Below are 16958 nucleotides of genomic sequence, written 5' to 3' on the forward strand. Positions count from 1 at the left end.
GGATGAAAAGAAAGATACTAGTGATCACGGAGAGCAAAGCTATCCGGTTTTTATTGCAGACTGTTTTAAATGATGAATATACTCCCGTAACGACTTCGGAAGCCGCGGATGCCATTTATTGGATATCACAGTCAGACCTTCCTGATGCGATCGTTGTTGATCCGGTATTACCGGATACTGAACCATGGGAAATAGTTGAATATTTCAAGACCAGTGGTCTTTACCAGCACATTCCGCTTTTGGTAATTTCATCCATTCCGCAGGACGAACTGGATGCGCAATGCGCTCATTATGGTGTAGATGCTGCATTCCGTAAGCCCTTCAATCCAATTGATCTTAAGAAAACGCTCAAGGCACTGATTAACGTTCCGTCCACATTTGATCGTAAAGTATTGAAAGTAGTGTGACTCTTACCTTGAACCAGAAAAATTGTACCTGAATGGAGCAGATTTTACCACTTACCGAAACCAATCCCACTGCCACTTATCGCCGTTATTCCATCTTCCGGGAACCTGACACTGCACCTGTTGCCCAGCTTCACTCGCGGGAGTTTTTTTATATTGGAAAAAACACCCGAAGCATCGACTACCTGGTAAAGCTTTTTGATGGGGGTTATGCAGCGGAAAACGTCAGTAAAGCACTCAATATACTAAGGAGGATCGATCAGCAGGAAAAAACAAGTCCCAATGTATTCATCATTGACAGCAATGTAGACCTTACCACAGTTGCTGAACTGTGCACTTACCTGAAGTCAACTGAAAAATTCAGGGGAATCCCGATGATCATGGATAAATCAGGTACAACTGAAACAACCTGTGATGCGGCGATCCTGATGCGGTTATTCGATGACGTGATAGATACCAGGAAAGCGGATACCAAACTTCTGCAACGCATATCTTTCCTGGAAAGGGTGAATAGCAAAAAGCAACAGCGAACTCAGGAAAAGATGAACCTGATGTTGAAGCTGAGCCAGGAAAGTACGGTCAGCGCCGGCAGGAGACTGTTCGACCTGGTTATTGCAGGCCTGGGAATCATCATAACTCTTCCGGTGATGATCCTCATTGCCTTCGGAATTATGGCTGAAAGCAAAGGACCGGTTTTTTATATCTCCAAAAGGGCAGGCAGGGGATACCGCGTATTCAATTTCTATAAATTCCGCACTATGCAGTTCGGTGCCGATACGCAGGTTGATTCACTGAAGCACCTGAATGAATTTGACGAAGCACAGGGCCGGGTATTCTTTAAAGTTTCCGATGATCCGCGTGCCACAAAATTTGGAAAGTTCCTTCGCAATACCAGTCTCGATGAATTGCCGCAGCTTTTCAATGTGATCCTTGGCGATATGTCAATTGTCGGTAACCGCCCGCTTCCCTTGTATGAGGCGTCAATGCTGACAACTGATGAATGGTCACAGCGGTTCATGGCGCCGGCAGGCATTACAGGCCTGTGGCAGATCCGGAAGAAAGACAGGCATTGCATGTCAGTTGAGGAGAGGATCAAGCTTGACATTGCCTATTCGCAGAAGCAAAACTTTTTATTTGATCTCTGGATCATTGCCCATACGCCGCCAGCCCTGATCCAGAAATCTAACGGCTGACAGACTCATCCAGTTTCTTATAAGGAAAGCCGGCCAAGCCGGCTTTTCGCATATATGTTTCCGGTACGGAGTTTTTTATCTATTTTCCACTGCTGTGCTGACATTCATTCATATCATTGGTCTTGTGCTGTTCATTTATCTATTCTGCAGCATTACCTACCTGCTGATTATGGCAGTTGCAGGTTTATTTTACAAGGAAGATGCGCCACCGGAAACTGTAATATGTGCCCGTATCGGTATTATTATCCCGACTTACCGCGATGACCATGTAATTGTTCATACCGTAACTGAGGCGCTTTCCCACGACTATCCTGCCAATAAATTTTCTGTTACTGTTGTTGCAGATTCACTGCAGCCCGGAACCCTTAAGGATCTGCGGGGCCTGGGCATCAGTGTAATCGAAATTGCGACAGGTATGAAATCCAGGTCCGTACATGCCGGCCTTCAGTCACTTAAGGAAAACGAAGTGGATGTCGTGATGCTGCTGGACGCGGACAACATCATGAAAGCCGGTTGCCTTCACATGGTGAACAGATACTTCCAGGCAGGATGCAGGGCGATGCAGTGTCACCGTACCGCGAAAAACGAACAGACAAATGTGGCATTGCTCGACGCAGTCAGCGAAGAGATCAATAATCACCTGTTCCGCCTTGGGCCGCAGGCATTGGGACTTTCTGCTGCGCTCTCCGGTTCGGGAATGGCTTTTGATATCCGCCTGATAAAAGCGATTTTTAACTGGCCACCTATTCTCGAGAACCCGGGCGAAGACAGGGAGATCGACATGCAGCTGCTTAAATTTCACATCCGGATGATCTATATTCCTGATGCTTGGGTGCTGGATGAAAAAGTAGCCACGCACGATGTTTTCGAAAAACAGCGGGTACGGTGGCTTGAAGCGCAATGGTATCATCTCCGCCGCTTTTTCGAAACCGACATTAAAGGCATTCACAAAGGCAGGCAATATTTCAATAAGTTAATTCAGAACCTGCTGTTGCCCCGATCACTTTACCTTGTAGTCTTCCTGGCTATCACATTAATGGTTATTGTAAGATATGCCACTGGCTGGGCATTCTTCTTCCCGTTGCCGGGCTGGTGGTTAAGCCTGCTTCTTTTCTTCATGCTCACCCTGGCTATTGCAATGCCATCAAAATATTATTCCGCCAAAACGGTTCGCGCGGTACTGAGCCTGCCGCTCCTGCTCGTAACCATGCTGAAGGCATTATTCAGGATTCGCCGGGGCCGGAAAGAGTTTCTTCATACCCCGAAATCATTTACCGGTTTACAGGATCAGCAGAAATAGTTGCGCTCGCTTATTTTTGTACAAAATCCCTCAGATCAGCTTCGACGCCACCATATTATCCAGTCCCATTGAATACCTGAAAGGCGTAGGTCCGTTGCGTGCGGATCTCCTGAAGAAAGAACTGCAGATTTTCACGTTTAAGGACCTGCTGGATCATTTCCCCCTCCGTCATATTGACAAGACAAAGGTGAATACAATTGCCTCGGTAAACCAATCGATGGATTATGTGCAGGTAGCCGGTACCATTACTGAAATTGTTACACTGGGCGAGAACAGGTCCAAACGTCTTGTGGCCACCCTTCGCGATGCAACAGGTGAAATGGAACTGGTGTGGTTCCGGGGAATTCAATATATCGGCAAGGGAATAGAAGTTGGAAGGCCTTACCTCGTGTTCGGGAAGCCAGGGTATTTTAATAGTACTCTCCAGATTACGCATCCGGAAATGGAAAACTACACGCCTGAAAAAGCAGGCGGCAGGTCATGGCTCGAACCTGTTTACCCGAGCACGGAAAAACTGAAAATAAAATCACTTGGCGGCAGGCAGATAGGGAAACTGACATCGGGTCTCGTGTCTTCCCTTACGGAACGCGACCTTCCTGAAAACCTGCCTGAATCCATTGTGCGCCATTTTGGATTTCCCACCAGGTTCGAAGCATATTCCCGGATTCATTTTCCCGCATCCGAGCCAGAATACAAGGCAGCTGTGGACAGGCTCAGGTTTGAAGAGCTGTTTATTGCGCAACTGCGCATGGGGCTTATCAGGCTTGAACGTCACCGTTATTCTAAAGGAGTGGTGTTTGCGCAGGTAGGCGAGCTGTTCAATACCTTCTACCATCAATATCTCCCTTTCGCACTTACAGGAGCGCAAAAAAGGGTGCTGAAAGAGATCCGGCAGGATATGGCGCACGGCAGGCAGATGAACAGGCTGCTGCAGGGCGATGTCGGCAGCGGGAAAACAATGGTTGCCCTGCTGGCCATGCTGCTGGCTGCAGATAACGGGTTCCAGTCGGGGCTCATGGCGCCAACAGAAATTCTCGCAACCCAGCACTATACAGGAATAACAGGCCTGCTGAAAGATATGCCGGTGAACGTGGCATTGCTTACTGGCTCAACAAAAGCTGCCGAAAGGAAAAAGATCCTGAAGGGACTTGCCGCAGGGGAAATCCACCTGCTCATCGGCACACATGCCCTGCTGGAAGAGAAAGTAGCCTTCCAGAACCTCGGACTGGCAATAATTGACGAGCAGCATCGTTTTGGAGTAGAGCAGCGTGCCCGCTTATGGAAAAAAGCTGCTATCCCGCCACATATCCTGGTGATGACCGCTACACCGATTCCCCGCACACTTGCAATGACAGCTTACGGTGATCTCGATTACAGTATTATTGACGAAATGCCGCCCGGGAGGAAACCAATTACCACTGTCCACCGTTATGAATATGCGAGGGCGAGTGTAATGGATTTTATCCGGAGTGAAATTGATAAAGGCCGGCAGGCATATATCATTTTTCCATTGATTGAAGAGTCGGAGAAGCTGGACCTGGAAAACCTGATGCGCGGATATGAAAATGTAAAGGCGTTTTTTCCTGAACCGAAATTCTGGATCAGTATGGTACATGGAAAGCAGACACCGGATGTGAAAGAAACCAACATGCAACGATTTGTGCGCCATGATACTCAGATCATGGTGTCAACCACCGTTATAGAAGTTGGTGTAAATGTGCCGAATGCAAGTGTGATGGTTATAGAAAGCGCAGAGAAATTCGGTTTATCACAATTACATCAGCTAAGGGGCAGGGTTGGAAGAGGTTCTGAAAAGAGTTTTTGCATTTTATTAACAGGTCCCCAGATAACCAATGAAGCGCGCGAAAGGTTGAAGACAATGTGTGCAACGAATGACGGTTTCCTGATCGCAGAAAAAGATCTTGAGCTCCGTGGTCCGGGTGACATTGAGGGAACAAGGCAAAGTGGAATGCTCAATTTTAAACTGGCAGATATAGTACGTGACAAGTCGTGGCTGGACGCAGCAAAACAATTTGCAGAGTCGGTGGTGGTAACAGATCCGTCATTACAATCGGCAGAAAATTTGCGGTTAAAGGCATATCTCCATTCACAAAAAGGGAAGCACGCGTGGAGCAAGATATCGTGAGCGGATGTGCAAACATTATTCGATTTTTTGATGTAAATTCAATAGACCTTGATAAAGTATCTCCACATATTTTTGCTGGCCCTATGTTCTTTTCCGGCCTTCGCCCAAAAGAATACCAACAGTCTTGAATTTGTTGAAAACAAAGGTCAGTGGGATAAGCAGGTAACCTTTATGGGCGATTACGGTCATGGCGCAATCTTCCTGCGCAAGACCGGATTTACTATTCTCCAGCACCATCCACAGGACATGGCAGCTATTTCGGCTGCTTCACACGGTCATGCACATGATTCGCATGATCCACGCTGGGGTGGGTTAGACAACAAATCTGCCGGTAATCCGAAAGGTGGTGGACAGGTAAGCGACAAAATGGTGATCCGTTCACATTCTTATAATATGGAACTGGAAGGCGCTTCTTCATCAATAAAGATCGAAGGCAGCAAACCATTGCCAGGATACAATAATTACTTTCTTGGTGATGACCCCTCCAAATGGGCAGGTGAATGTCGTATATACAATACCGTTACTTACACAGATGTTTATCCCAATATTGATATCCGGTACTATACGAATGAAGGTGAAGTGAAATATGATTTTGTTGTTCGTCCCGGTGGTGATCCGGCAAAAATTGCGATGCGGTATGACGGCGCATCCAAAATATTTGTAAACAAAGGAGAACTGGTTGTGCGCACAACGGTAGGTGACATTCGTGAAATGCCTCCCTACACTTACCAGAATAATGTAAAGGGAAGAAAAGTAATTGATGCAAAATACCAGGTAAAAGGCAACACGGTCCGATTCATTGTCGGTGAATACGATAAGAATTCAATCCTGGTGATTGATCCAACACTCATCTTCGCAACTTTTACCGGCAGCCGTGCCGATAACTGGGGGTATACTGCAACCTATGGTCCGGACGGATCGCTGTACAGTGGAGGGATTGTTTTCGGAAATGGGTTCCCTGTTTCTCCCGGTGCCTTTCAGACTACTTTCCAGGTTACCAATGGGCAAACTCCTTTCAATATGGGGATCATGAAGTTTGACCCTACCGGTTCACAACGGGCATATGCCACATACCTCGGCGGAAATACGACGGATCAGCCACACAGCCTGATCGTTGACGGACAGGGCAATCTCATTATAGCAGGCCGTACCGCTTCACCAAACTACCCGTCGTTACAAAGTTATGGGCCGCAGGGCGGATGGGATATCGTGCTTACCAAACTGAATGCAAGTGGATCCGGACTTATTGGTTCCATCAGGATCGGCGGACAGGGTGGTGATGGAATTAATACTGGAGACAGCCATTCCGGGGCACCACGCGGACTGCTCAATTTCTATGGTGATGATGCACGGAGCGAAGTGATCCTTGACCGTGCAGGGAACATCTACCTTGCTTCCTGTACTCAATCCACTGACTTCTATACTACGCCAAATGCACCTGACAGAGCCCTGAACGGCCAACAGGATGCCGTGCTTATAAAGACCACTCCAAACCTTAACAATGTCCTGATGTCTACCTACTTCGGTGGGAAGGACCTTGATGCCGCATTTGTGCTGGGTGTAAGTCCCATCAGCGGTGACATCTGGATCTGCGGCTCTACCATGAGCGATGATTTCCCTGGTAACAGGGCAGGTACACTCGGGCCAAACTTTAACGGACCCAGGACAGATGGCTTTGTTGCGGTATTCACAAATGACGGAAGCACTTTGACAAGGTCTACATATATCGGGACCAGCTCAACAGATGCCGTGCTGGGTTTTGAGTTTGACCGTGATGGCGATCCGTACGTTATGGGCGTAACCTATGGCAAGTGGCCAAGGATAAATGCTGCCTACGGAACAGATGGTGCCAAACAATTTATTGGCAAACTCAAACTTGACCTTTCTGCCTGGGAATACACGACAACATTCGGGACAACCGGTGCATTACCCAATATTTCTCCTGTTGCCTTCCTTGTCGACCGTTGCGAAAATATTTATGTGAGTGGCTGGGGAGGAAATAACCTTGCACAATATTCGATGGAGGGCACGCTGGGCTTGCCTGTAACCGCAGATGCCATTAAAAAAACCACAGACAATAACGATTTCTATTTCATAGTCATCAAGCGAAATGCTGCTGAACTTCTTTATGCGACATTCTACGGGCAGAATGGAAACTTTTCCGAACATGTTGACGGAGGTACCAGCCGTTTTGACCAGAATGGCGTGATCTACCAGGCGCTTTGTGCCAACTGTTACAGCCAGTCGCTGGGTGCCCGGCCAAGGTTTCCGATAACGCCCGGAGCATGGTGCTGCTCCAGCGGGTATTCCGGAGCACACGAGACCGGGGCAGGGGCAGAATGTAACCTCGCGGCCTTGAAAATTGCATTTAACTATGCCGGCGTAGGTGCCGGGGTATCCGCGTCAATAAACGGTGTTTACGATACTTCGGGATGCGTACCGTTGAAAGTGATGCTTAGTGATACCATCCAGAACGCGCAGAGTTATATCTGGAATTTTGGTGATGGGAGCCCTGATGTGCCGACTACCGATTTCCAGATCGAACATACCTACACGTCGATCGGGAATTTCCAGGTACGGCTGATCGCCCTCGATACCAACAGTTGTAACCTGCGTGATACGGCATACCTGACCATCAGGGTGAGGTCCGATGAGGCACTGCTTGATTTCAATGCCGTCAAACTGCCACCATGTGAATCGTTGTCGTTCCGCTTCGATAATTTATCTGTTCCACCGCCCAGGAAACCTTTCTCGGATACAAGTTTCATCTGGGACTTCGGTGATGGGACGCGACAGGTTGCAGGCCCTAACAGCGTAACACATTCCTATGCGTCAGCCGGTACATACCGCGTACGCCTGATTGTGCAGGACACGCTCTATTGTAATGACGGGGATTCACTGGTGAAGGAATTCAACCTGAGCCCGCTGGTAAAGGCACAGTTTGAATTACCAAATGGTTGTGTACCCTACACAGCAGTGATCACCAATACATCAATTGCAGGACAGACCTGGTTGTGGGAGTTTGGCGATGGAACCACATCGACCGACCGTGACCCGGTGAAAGTTTTCAGCACACCGGGAACATACCGGGTGAAACTTACTGTAACAGATCCTAACACCTGTAACATAGTAGACTCAACATTCCGGAACGTGCTGGTGCAGTCGGCGCCAACGGCAGGGTTCACCTTTGCGCCGGTAACTCCGCTCGAGAATACGCCTACTACATTTACTAATACCTCATCGCCGGATGCCATTTCATTCATCTGGAACTTTGGTGAAGGTGAGTCGCTTGAAACCACAAGCCGGTCACCGGTAGATTACCAGTATAATAAGACTGGCAGGTTCGATGCTTGCCTCGTTGCTATCAACCAGGCTGGTTGTCCGGATACCGTTTGCCAGCAGATAGATGCTATTGTGGTTCCGAAAGTGGATGTGCCGAATGCATTTACACCATTAGGTCCGGCACCTAACAACATGGTATTTGTAAGGGGGTATGCGATTGGAAAAATGCGGTTCATGATTTTCAACCGCTTCGGCCAGAAAGTGTTTGAATCCAATAGTACAAAAGCAGGATGGGATGGAAAGTATAACGGCGTCGTACAGCCGATGGATGTATATGCATACGTTCTCGAAATCGATTTCACTGATGGAACCCGTACGACAAGGAAAGGAGATATTACATTGATCCGATAACCAATTAAAGAACAGACGATGCGAAGCTATAAGTTTAAGTGGCGGTTATGGATGATATGCCTTATTTGCGGCCTGGCGACCGGAACTGTATCGGCGCAGGACCTGAGGTTTTCACAATGGTTCAATTCGCCGCTTACTACCAACCCCGCCAATACCGGATTCATCCCAGATGCAGATTATCGTATTGGAGCGAACTATCGCAACCAGTGGATCAATGTAATGTCGGTGCCTTATAAGACCATCAGCATTTTCGGTGATGCCCAGGTTTTTCGTGAGAGGATCGAAAATGGCTGGGTCGGACTGGGAGGTGTTGTACTGCGCGACGTTGCCGGAAGCGGAAACCTGACCTCAACCAAAATTTATGGTTCACTGGCCTACCACCAGATGCTGGGTTACGCGAGCCTGTTATCTGCAGGTTTTAATGTGGGCTGGGCTAATAAACGCATTGACCCCACCAGGTTGAAATTCCCTGACCAGTTCAACCAGGCCACGGGGTTCTTTGATGCGGGCATTCCGACCAATGTGGTCTTTAATTCTACCAGTACTAGTTATGTTGATATCCAGGCCGGGATGAACTATGCGTATTTTCCAACGGAAAACCTGTATGTAAATGGAGGTTTTTCTGTCCATCACCTGAATCGTCCGAAGGAAACTTTCTTTGCAGAAAACGGGTTTGATAACCGGCTGTCTCCGCGATACATTGGTTTTCTGAATGCGAGTATCAAGATGAATGACCAGGTAATCCTGAACCCGATGGCCTATTACACCACGCAGGCAGCGGCTTCTGAACTGGTGGGCGGACTTGGCGCAAATTACAACCTGAGTGGCGACGGGGAGATCCAGGTGCTTGGCGGTTTGTATTACCGCGTTAGCGAATCGATTATTCCGCTAATCGGTTTCCAGTGGAAGAATTTCCGGATGAGCTTCACCTACGACATAACCACATCTTCCCTTTCCACGTACAATAATGCAAAAGGCGCTATTGAGTTCTCGCTGCTGAAGCAAGGTTTTTATAACGAGTACAATGGGTCAATAAGGCAGTCGCTCTGTCCGAGGTTTTGATGATGTGAAGGGGGCACTCAGGTCACAGTTAGTCCATAAAGCCGGGAGAGAGCCGGGAGAGAGCCGGGAGAGCCAGAGAAAACTGCAATAAACCTGCATAAAAAGTGCTGCTCACACCGAAGAAATACCGGACGAATTACGGAGAAAAGTCAGAGCTCCACCGAAGGAATTGGCATGAATAACCAGGCGGGAGAGCATGAATGGCAAGTTATTCAACAAATAATGGCATGAACGACCATTCCCATAACACGAACAGCATCGTCAAATCAATTTATTTTCAATCGCCAGGTCGCACGGAAGGGGGGAGTTGCTTCCAGCTGGCTTAATTGTTCGGATGAAAGCAGGCTCAACAGGTAGCCAATCGAACTCAGCCTGTTGAAATTAGCATCTGCTACTTTGTCGACCCGGAAGCCGGATTCCTCAAAAAACTGCTCCGCCTGTTCAAAACTGCCAAACATCCGCTCCTCGATGTGTTGCTGGTCTGTCAGGTCTTTCAACGGGTCTTCGTTTCCCGCCAGCCTTTCCAGTTGGGTCCGGGTATAGATATCACCGGTTAACCAGCAGCCACCACGATTTTTCAGCATGCGATGGATATTTGCGCAAAGTCGCCGCTTCTCTTCGACATCCAGGTACATCAGCAATCCTTCATTTACCACTGTTACCGGTCCTTCAGGAAGCGAGCTTTCTATTTCCGTGAATTGTCCTTCGTCAAGTGCGTTTAAGGGTTGCATTGACAGTTTGCCCTTCAGTTGAAGATCGAGCCTGGTTGTCAGCTGTCCAACCAGTTCTTTCTTCTGGCTGATAAGTTGCGGAAGGTCGGTATCGGTATAATGAACATCTTTCCTGGTAACCAGGTCCAATCCACGGAAAGAAAAACCCGAAGACAGTTCAAGAACATTGCTGGTATCGAGCTGTGATAAAAGCTGGTCCACAGACCAGTATCTTTCTTCGAAATGCACAACCCGCTTCCAGAACGCGATATCCTTATTCTGAAATTCAGGTTCATATGTGTCGGGCAGCGAAACCAGTTCGGCGGCAGTGCGTGCAAAGGGGACGTTAGTGATCCCTTTCAGGAGCAACAAGGCTTTTGCCGAGGGACTGATCACCTGGAAGTCCCTCGCTTCATTCTGTATGTCACTTTTCCTTTCCACTACTGTAAGTTACGACCAATTATGCGGGGAAAGTCACGCCGGGCAGTTTGTTCCGGGAACTTGTTTTAAGTGGCCATTACAGAGGATGCCCTAATGATCAGTTCAGTTTCGAGATATATGGGTTCTTTTGATTCTGTTCCATTTTTTATACTGGCAATTAACAGTCGCATCGCGGTGCGTCCCAAGTCAGCGACAGGTTGTGAAACGGTGGTAAGTGAAGGTTCAATGATTGAAGCCATAGGGTCGTTGCTAAAGCCAACAACGCCCAGTTCTTCCGGTATTTTAATTCCCTTTTGTTTTGCCATTAACATCACCTGAATAGCCGCAGGATCGTTGACGCAAAAAATGGCATCCGGCCTGTTTTTCATGGATAGTAATTTTTCTGCGCACTGTTTTGTGCCTTCTGTTGACAAGTCGGTATGAAGGATTAGGCTTTTCTTTACAGATAGCCCATTTTTTTTCAATGCATCCATATAACCGTTTAAGCGGTTATTGCTTAAACGCAGAGATACCGGCCCTGCAATGTGTGCAATATTCATAAACCCGGCCTGGATCAAATGCGTAGTTGCTTTAAAAGCGCCGTCATAATCGTTGACCAAAACCTTCGGGCAGTCTATCTCTTCACACACCCGGTTATAAAATACCATCGGCACACCGTGTCGTTCCAAACTCCGAAAATGATCAAATGTTTTAGTTTCTTTAGTCATCGAAATCAAAACTCCTTCCACCCGGTTGGCCAATAAAACATTTACATTGGCTATCTCTGTTTTGAGCGATTCCTGCGATTGACATATCACCACATTAAAGCCTGCTTTTGTTGCGACTTCCGTTGCGCCAATTATTACTGTAGGGAAAAAATAAGTTAGAAATTCCGGAACGATAATTCCGATCGTGTTGCTGCGGCTTTTAACCAGGCTCTGCGCAAGGAGATTGGGCGTATAATGCAGCTTACGGGCCATATCCGTCACGGCCTTTTTAGTAGCGGCATTGATGTCGCCATGTTCATGAAGTGCTCGTGATACGGTGGACTTTGAAATATTAAGTGCACGGGCAATATCACCAATAGTTGTGATATGCTTCTTATTACCGGTTACCTCAGGGGCAGGTTTGGTATTATTAGTTATGGTAAAATAGGACGCACAATCTTTACAAAAATATCGCTGCATGCCGCGCACTATTCCCGATCGATTGATGGCGTGTACCTGGTTGCATTTTGGACACCGGATCATATTGGATCAATCATCCTTGTTTGTTTATTTCAAACCTACGTAAAAAAAATCTAACTACCGGGATCGATTGCGGGAGCGTTTGCAATAGTTTTCGGTTATCCGCCTGATTTTAATGCCTCATCGTTATATTAATATTGCTCTGATTTATAACCTTAACGACTAAAATTGCTTGCATGAACGAGAAAAGAAAAGACTGCTTATGGATTGTTGTTGTCCTCTGTAGTTTACTTTTATTGCTGGCTCCTGCATTGATGCCTGTGGCCATGGCACAACAAGGCAGCACAACTATTAAAGGAAAGATCCTTTCCGCCGATGGTACACCACTTGTCGGCGCTACGATAAACGTAAGAAACACGAATCGCTCCACTATTACCGGCAACAATGGTCAATTCGAATTGACAGGCATCACTCCCGATGCTGTCCTGGTGATTTCCTTTACAGGATATACTACACTTGAGCGACAGGTAAATAACCAATATGAATTTACGGTTACACTTGCAAAAAACACAGTGCAGCTAACTGATGTGGTAGTGGTGGGGTATGGTACTCAAAGAAAAATTGAGACCACCGGGTCTATTGCATCTGTAAAAGCGTCCGAGCTTACGCAGACTCCGGTGGCGAATGTTGCTCAGGGATTGCAGGCGCGTGTTTCCGGTGTACAGATAAGCCAGAACTCTGGCGCACCAGGTGGAAACATCAGTGTGAGGATCAGGGGAACCAATTCTATTAATGGAACATCAGAACCATTGTACGTAGTAGATGGTATCCAGATCTCAAATGGAGGAGGCATAAATAGTTTAAGTCCCCTCTCCACAATAAATCCAAACGATATAGAATCAGTTGAAGTTTTGAAAGATGCTTCTGCTTCTGCCATTTATGGCGCAAGGGCTGCAAATGGCGTAGTGCTGATCACTACGAAAAGAGGCAGATCAGGGGCGACACGCGTATTATATGAAAGCTATTTCGGGACACAGCGGGCTGCAAAAAAACTCGATGTATTAAATGCATCGGAGTTTGCCAGGTTAGAAAACGAAGTATTTAAAAATAATTATTATTCAAATCCTGACTCTTTAGGCGAAGGTATAAACTGGCAGGATCTTATTTTCCGGGATGCGCGTATTCAGAATCATCAACTGTCTATTAATGGCGGCAATGAGAAAACCCAGTTGGCACTGTCACTGAATTATTTTGACCAGGAAGGAATCATTATCAATTCAGACTTCAAACGCTACTCTGTCCGCCTGAACCTTGACCACAAAGTTTCCGACTGGCTGAAAATAGGCACAAGCGTACTGGGAACTTATGGGGTAAATAATAGTGCTACCACGGGATCAACCGCAATTGGCGACGGACCGGTGGTAACCGGCAGCATATTGGGCGCAGCCATTGGGGCACCTCCCTTTTTGCAACCTTATCGTGCTGATGGCAGCCTTTTCCCTTTTGGTGAGCAGGGGGATGGCCGGTACAGGGAAGTGGCAAATCCACTTGGCTTTGCATCAGTACTCAATCAGCAAACGATCAAACGTTACCTGATCAACGTGTACGGTAGCGCCACCATTACAAAAGGTTTGACCTATCGTGCCTCATTTAATGCGGATTTACAAAGTAGCCTGAATGATTATTATTCACCACGGTCAATCGTTAACAAGGCTGATTTAAATGACAACTCCGGTTCGGCCTCGAAGGGCAACTCCAACTTTACTGCGTTGTTACATGAGAGCATCCTTACTTACGCCACACGTTTTGGTGAAGATCACACTTTTAAAACTACAGCGGTGTTTGCGGCACAGGTTGAAACAGGTAACTCAAACACGATTAATGCGAACGGGTTCCCCAATGATGTTACGAAAAACGAAGCGCTTCAGCTGGCACTTAACCGGACCGTATCAAGCTACCGTTCCAAACAACAGCTTGAATCATACATGGCCAGGGTCAACTATGGGTTTCGTGATAAATATTTTCTCGACGTAACAGCCCGTATTGACGGTTCCAGCAAATTTGGGGCAAACAATAAATATGGAGTATTTCCCGCCGTTGCTGCAGCATGGCGTGTTAGCGAAGAGCCATTTCTACAAAACCTGGACTGGCTTTCTGATCTTAAGTTACGGGGTAGTTTTGGTGTAACAGGTAATGCAGGTGGGATAGAACCTTATCAATCGTTGCCACTTGTGGCCGGTACCGGCGGCGATTACAATATCAATCATACTTATTATACAGGAATTAACCCTACAGGTATTGCAAACGAGGAGTTGAAATGGGAGAAATCATCGCAGGCCAATATTGGCGTGGACATTTCTTTGTTCCGGAACCGGGTAAATGCAGTGGTTGAATATTATCATAAGAGAACAAATGACCTGTTGTATGTGATGACACTTCCGCTGAGTTCTGGTTACAGCACCATCACCGGGAACTTTGCTTCAATGCAAAACAAAGGGGTTGAGCTTTCTGCCAACGCCAGAATCCTCGATGGAGGTCTGAAATGGAATATTGCCGGAAATATCACATTTAATAGAAATAAAGTGATGGACCTGGATGGAGGTGTTACCAATGAACGTTTCATTACAGCTTATTCTCTCCTGAAAGTCGGATCGCCTTTGGGTGTTTTTAAAACGTATGTTTTTGATGGTATTAATCAAACCGGAGATGTAATACTGCCAGGCTATGATGGAAGAGTAGGAGGTTACAAGGTAGAGGATCTGAATAAGGATGGCGCGATCAATTCCAATGACCAAATGATAACAGGCGATCCTAATCCCGATTTCATTTATGGATTTTCTACTGACCTGTCTTTTAAAAACTTTGATTTTAGTGCATTCTTCTCGGGCACCCAGGGAAACGAGATATACAATGCAGCAAGCCTGTCATTTGAGATGCCTCTTGGCCAGCGCAACATGTATAAAGGACTTGTGAACCGGTGGACGCCTACCAACCCAAGCAACGAATATGTAAGCGCTTTCCAGGGAGGGCGTTTGCCAATCACCAACAATCCAATCGAGGACGGGTCCTACCTGCGTTGTAGAAACATTACGCTTGGTTACACTTTGCCAAAGATGAAAGGCATCCGGAATTTAAGGGTATATATAAGTGCCAACAACCTGTTTACAGTAACGAACTATAGCGGTTTTGATCCTGAAGTAAATACCTATGCCGGATCGAATACTGCCATTGGTGTTGATAACCTCGTATATCCCCAGGCAAGGACATTCCTGGGTGGTGTTCAATTAGCGTTTTAAACGATAACTACAAACGAGGCAATTCAGAATTTTCTTCCCAAAAAGTATAAAAATTGAACGGATGAAAAAATATATCATACTCTTCCTGGCAGGCTGCAGCTGTTTGTTTTCCTGTGTCAAAGAAGAAACTGTTTACTCTTCGGCTTTTACTGAAACTTTTTATAAAACAGCATCCGATGCTGAAAAGGCGATCATTGCAGTATATGGATCGATGGCGGATATGTATTCGGGGCCGGCGGCAGTTATGGCATCCGATTTCAGCAGTGATCAATCCTATCCACGAGCTGTAGTGGGAAGGAATACACTGACTTTATTTACCTATGATCCATTTTTTACAGCTGCCCGAACCAGTGGTCGTCTTAATGAAACGCCACAACAAGTATGGGCTTCATGTTACAGTGGTATAGAAAGGGCAAACTGGATCATTGCCAAACTTCCCGAGGCCGTGATGGATGAATCACGTAAAAACCAGGTGATTGGGGAAGCTCATTTTTTACGTGCCTTTTTCTTGTGGACGCTTACAAAAAATTTTGGCGATGTGCCGGTAAAGACAACGCCAAGCACCTCGCTAAAGGAAGCTTACACTGCGAAAAGTGCCAAAGCGGATGTGTACAAACAAATTTATAGTGATTTGGATAAGGCTGCAGCTTCGGGACTTCCTTCCTTTCCCTCTGTTGACAAAGGCCGTCCCTCCAGTGAAGTGGTGAATGCTTTGTATGCAAAGGCCGCTTTATACAATGAAGATTGGGCAACGGCATTACAAAAAGCACAGTTGGTAATTACATCCGGAAAATATTTTTTACTGCCAAACGTAGTGGATGTATACAAGTACGACAAGGAAGATGCTGCGCGTGTGGAGAATATGTGGGCATTTGAAGTCGACCCCATAACGCCCGGCCGATCACATCAGCTTACAGGACTTTGTGGTCCGCCTGCCAGTGCAGGACCTGAATTTGCCACCACTTCCTTCGGGTCTATGTTTGCTTACCAGTCATTCTATAATTCATTTGACCCTGCCGATAAGCGAAGATTGTTGCTGGATACAACCTATGTAAACAAAAGCGGCCAGTTGGTTCCGCAAAAAAGTATTACACCAATCACTACCAAAGCTGTGCTTATCAAAAAATACCAGGACCCGACATCCAGGGCGGGGATCATTTGTAACATTCCCATATTCCGGCTCGCTGATATGTACCTGATAGCAGCGGAAGCTGAGGCCCGGATGAATGGCGGAACTACCATTGCTTACGAATATATCAATGCGGTACGCAGAAGGGCCGACCTGCCTGACCTGGAACCTGGTCTTGGCCAGGACGCCTTTATCGATGCAGTGTTGCAGGAACGTTCATGGGAATTTTTTGCAGAAGGAGATCGCTGGTATGATCTGACCCGTACTGGTAAATTTTTAACGGTGATACCGGCGGCTGTCAATGATGTCTATCCTCAACGCACGCCCCAGGCCAAACACAAATATTTTCCTATTCCGCAGGAAGAGATCAATGCAAATCCAAAACTTGAGCAAAACCCTGATTGGAAGTAAAAACTTT

10 protein-coding genes are annotated in these 16958 nt (G+C 46.8%); 8 read left to right on the forward strand and 2 right to left on the reverse strand.

Annotated features, from left to right (window positions below; all coding sequences use genetic code 11):
• From OI18_RS04380 to OI18_RS04405, 6 genes are all read left to right on the forward strand, one after another.
• The coding region (locus OI18_RS04380; protein WP_039137544.1) for a response regulator at positions 1–407 on the forward strand (407 nt) is incomplete at its 5' end.
• A 32-nt stretch (positions 408–439) separates the two neighbouring features.
• Complete coding sequence (locus tag OI18_RS23610; protein WP_052272862.1) at positions 440–1597, forward strand: sugar transferase; 1158 nt, start codon at positions 440–442, stop codon at positions 1595–1597.
• Positions 1598–1691: 94 nt separating this feature from the next.
• Complete coding sequence (locus OI18_RS04390; protein WP_052272863.1) at positions 1692–2897, forward strand: glycosyltransferase family 2 protein; 1206 nt, start codon at positions 1692–1694, stop codon at positions 2895–2897.
• A gap of 16 nt (positions 2898–2913) precedes the next feature.
• Complete coding sequence (recG, locus tag OI18_RS04395; protein WP_240312717.1) at positions 2914–5043, forward strand: ATP-dependent DNA helicase RecG; 2130 nt, start codon at positions 2914–2916, stop codon at positions 5041–5043.
• A 48-nt stretch (positions 5044–5091) separates the two neighbouring features.
• Positions 5092–8736, forward strand: a complete 3645-nt coding sequence (locus OI18_RS04400) for a DUF7948 domain-containing protein (protein ID WP_152616725.1) — start codon at positions 5092–5094, stop codon at positions 8734–8736.
• An 18-nt stretch (positions 8737–8754) separates the two neighbouring features.
• Positions 8755–9798: a PorP/SprF family type IX secretion system membrane protein gene (locus OI18_RS04405; RefSeq protein ID WP_240312718.1), complete on the forward strand. Its 1044-nt coding sequence runs from the start codon at positions 8755–8757 to the stop codon at positions 9796–9798.
• A 266-nt stretch (positions 9799–10064) separates the two neighbouring features.
• Here OI18_RS04405 and OI18_RS04410 read toward each other — a convergent pair whose 3' ends face one another.
• Both OI18_RS04410 and OI18_RS04415 read right to left on the reverse strand, forming a co-directional pair.
• On the reverse strand, positions 10065–10949 hold the full coding sequence (locus OI18_RS04410; protein ID WP_039137548.1) for a hypothetical protein: 885 nt from the start codon (positions 10947–10949) through the stop codon (positions 10065–10067).
• Between the two features lie 65 nt (positions 10950–11014).
• Positions 11015–12178: a LacI family DNA-binding transcriptional regulator gene (locus OI18_RS04415; protein ID WP_039137549.1), complete on the reverse strand. Its 1164-nt coding sequence runs from the start codon at positions 12176–12178 to the stop codon at positions 11015–11017.
• A gap of 173 nt (positions 12179–12351) precedes the next feature.
• Between OI18_RS04415 and OI18_RS04420 the strand changes: the two genes are divergently transcribed.
• Together OI18_RS04420 and OI18_RS04425 are read left to right on the forward strand one after the other, a co-directional pair.
• Entirely contained in the window at positions 12352–15411 is a 3060-nt protein-coding gene (locus tag OI18_RS04420) for a SusC/RagA family TonB-linked outer membrane protein (RefSeq protein WP_052272864.1), read from the forward strand.
• Positions 15412–15472: 61 nt separating this feature from the next.
• Positions 15473–16951, forward strand: a complete 1479-nt coding sequence (locus tag OI18_RS04425) for a RagB/SusD family nutrient uptake outer membrane protein (protein WP_039137550.1) — start codon at positions 15473–15475, stop codon at positions 16949–16951.
• Positions 16952–16958: the final 7 nt, after the last annotated feature.

The organism is Flavihumibacter solisilvae (genome assembly GCF_000814475.1).
Taxonomy (GTDB): Bacteria; Bacteroidota; Bacteroidia; order Chitinophagales; family Chitinophagaceae; genus Flavihumibacter; species Flavihumibacter solisilvae.

Coding starts and splice junctions, on each gene's coding strand:
- OI18_RS04415 (WP_039137549.1), bottom strand. CDS start 12,178: ATGATCCGGTGTCCAAAATGCAACCAGGTACACGCCATCAATCGATCG.
- OI18_RS04420 (WP_052272864.1), top strand. CDS start 12,352: ATGAACGAGAAAAGAAAAGACTGCTTATGGATTGTTGTTGTCCTCTGT.
- OI18_RS23610 (WP_052272862.1), top strand. CDS start 440: ATGGAGCAGATTTTACCACTTACCGAAACCAATCCCACTGCCACTTAT.
- OI18_RS04405 (WP_240312718.1), top strand. CDS start 8,755: ATGCGAAGCTATAAGTTTAAGTGGCGGTTATGGATGATATGCCTTATT.
- OI18_RS04425 (WP_039137550.1), top strand. CDS start 15,473: ATGAAAAAATATATCATACTCTTCCTGGCAGGCTGCAGCTGTTTGTTT.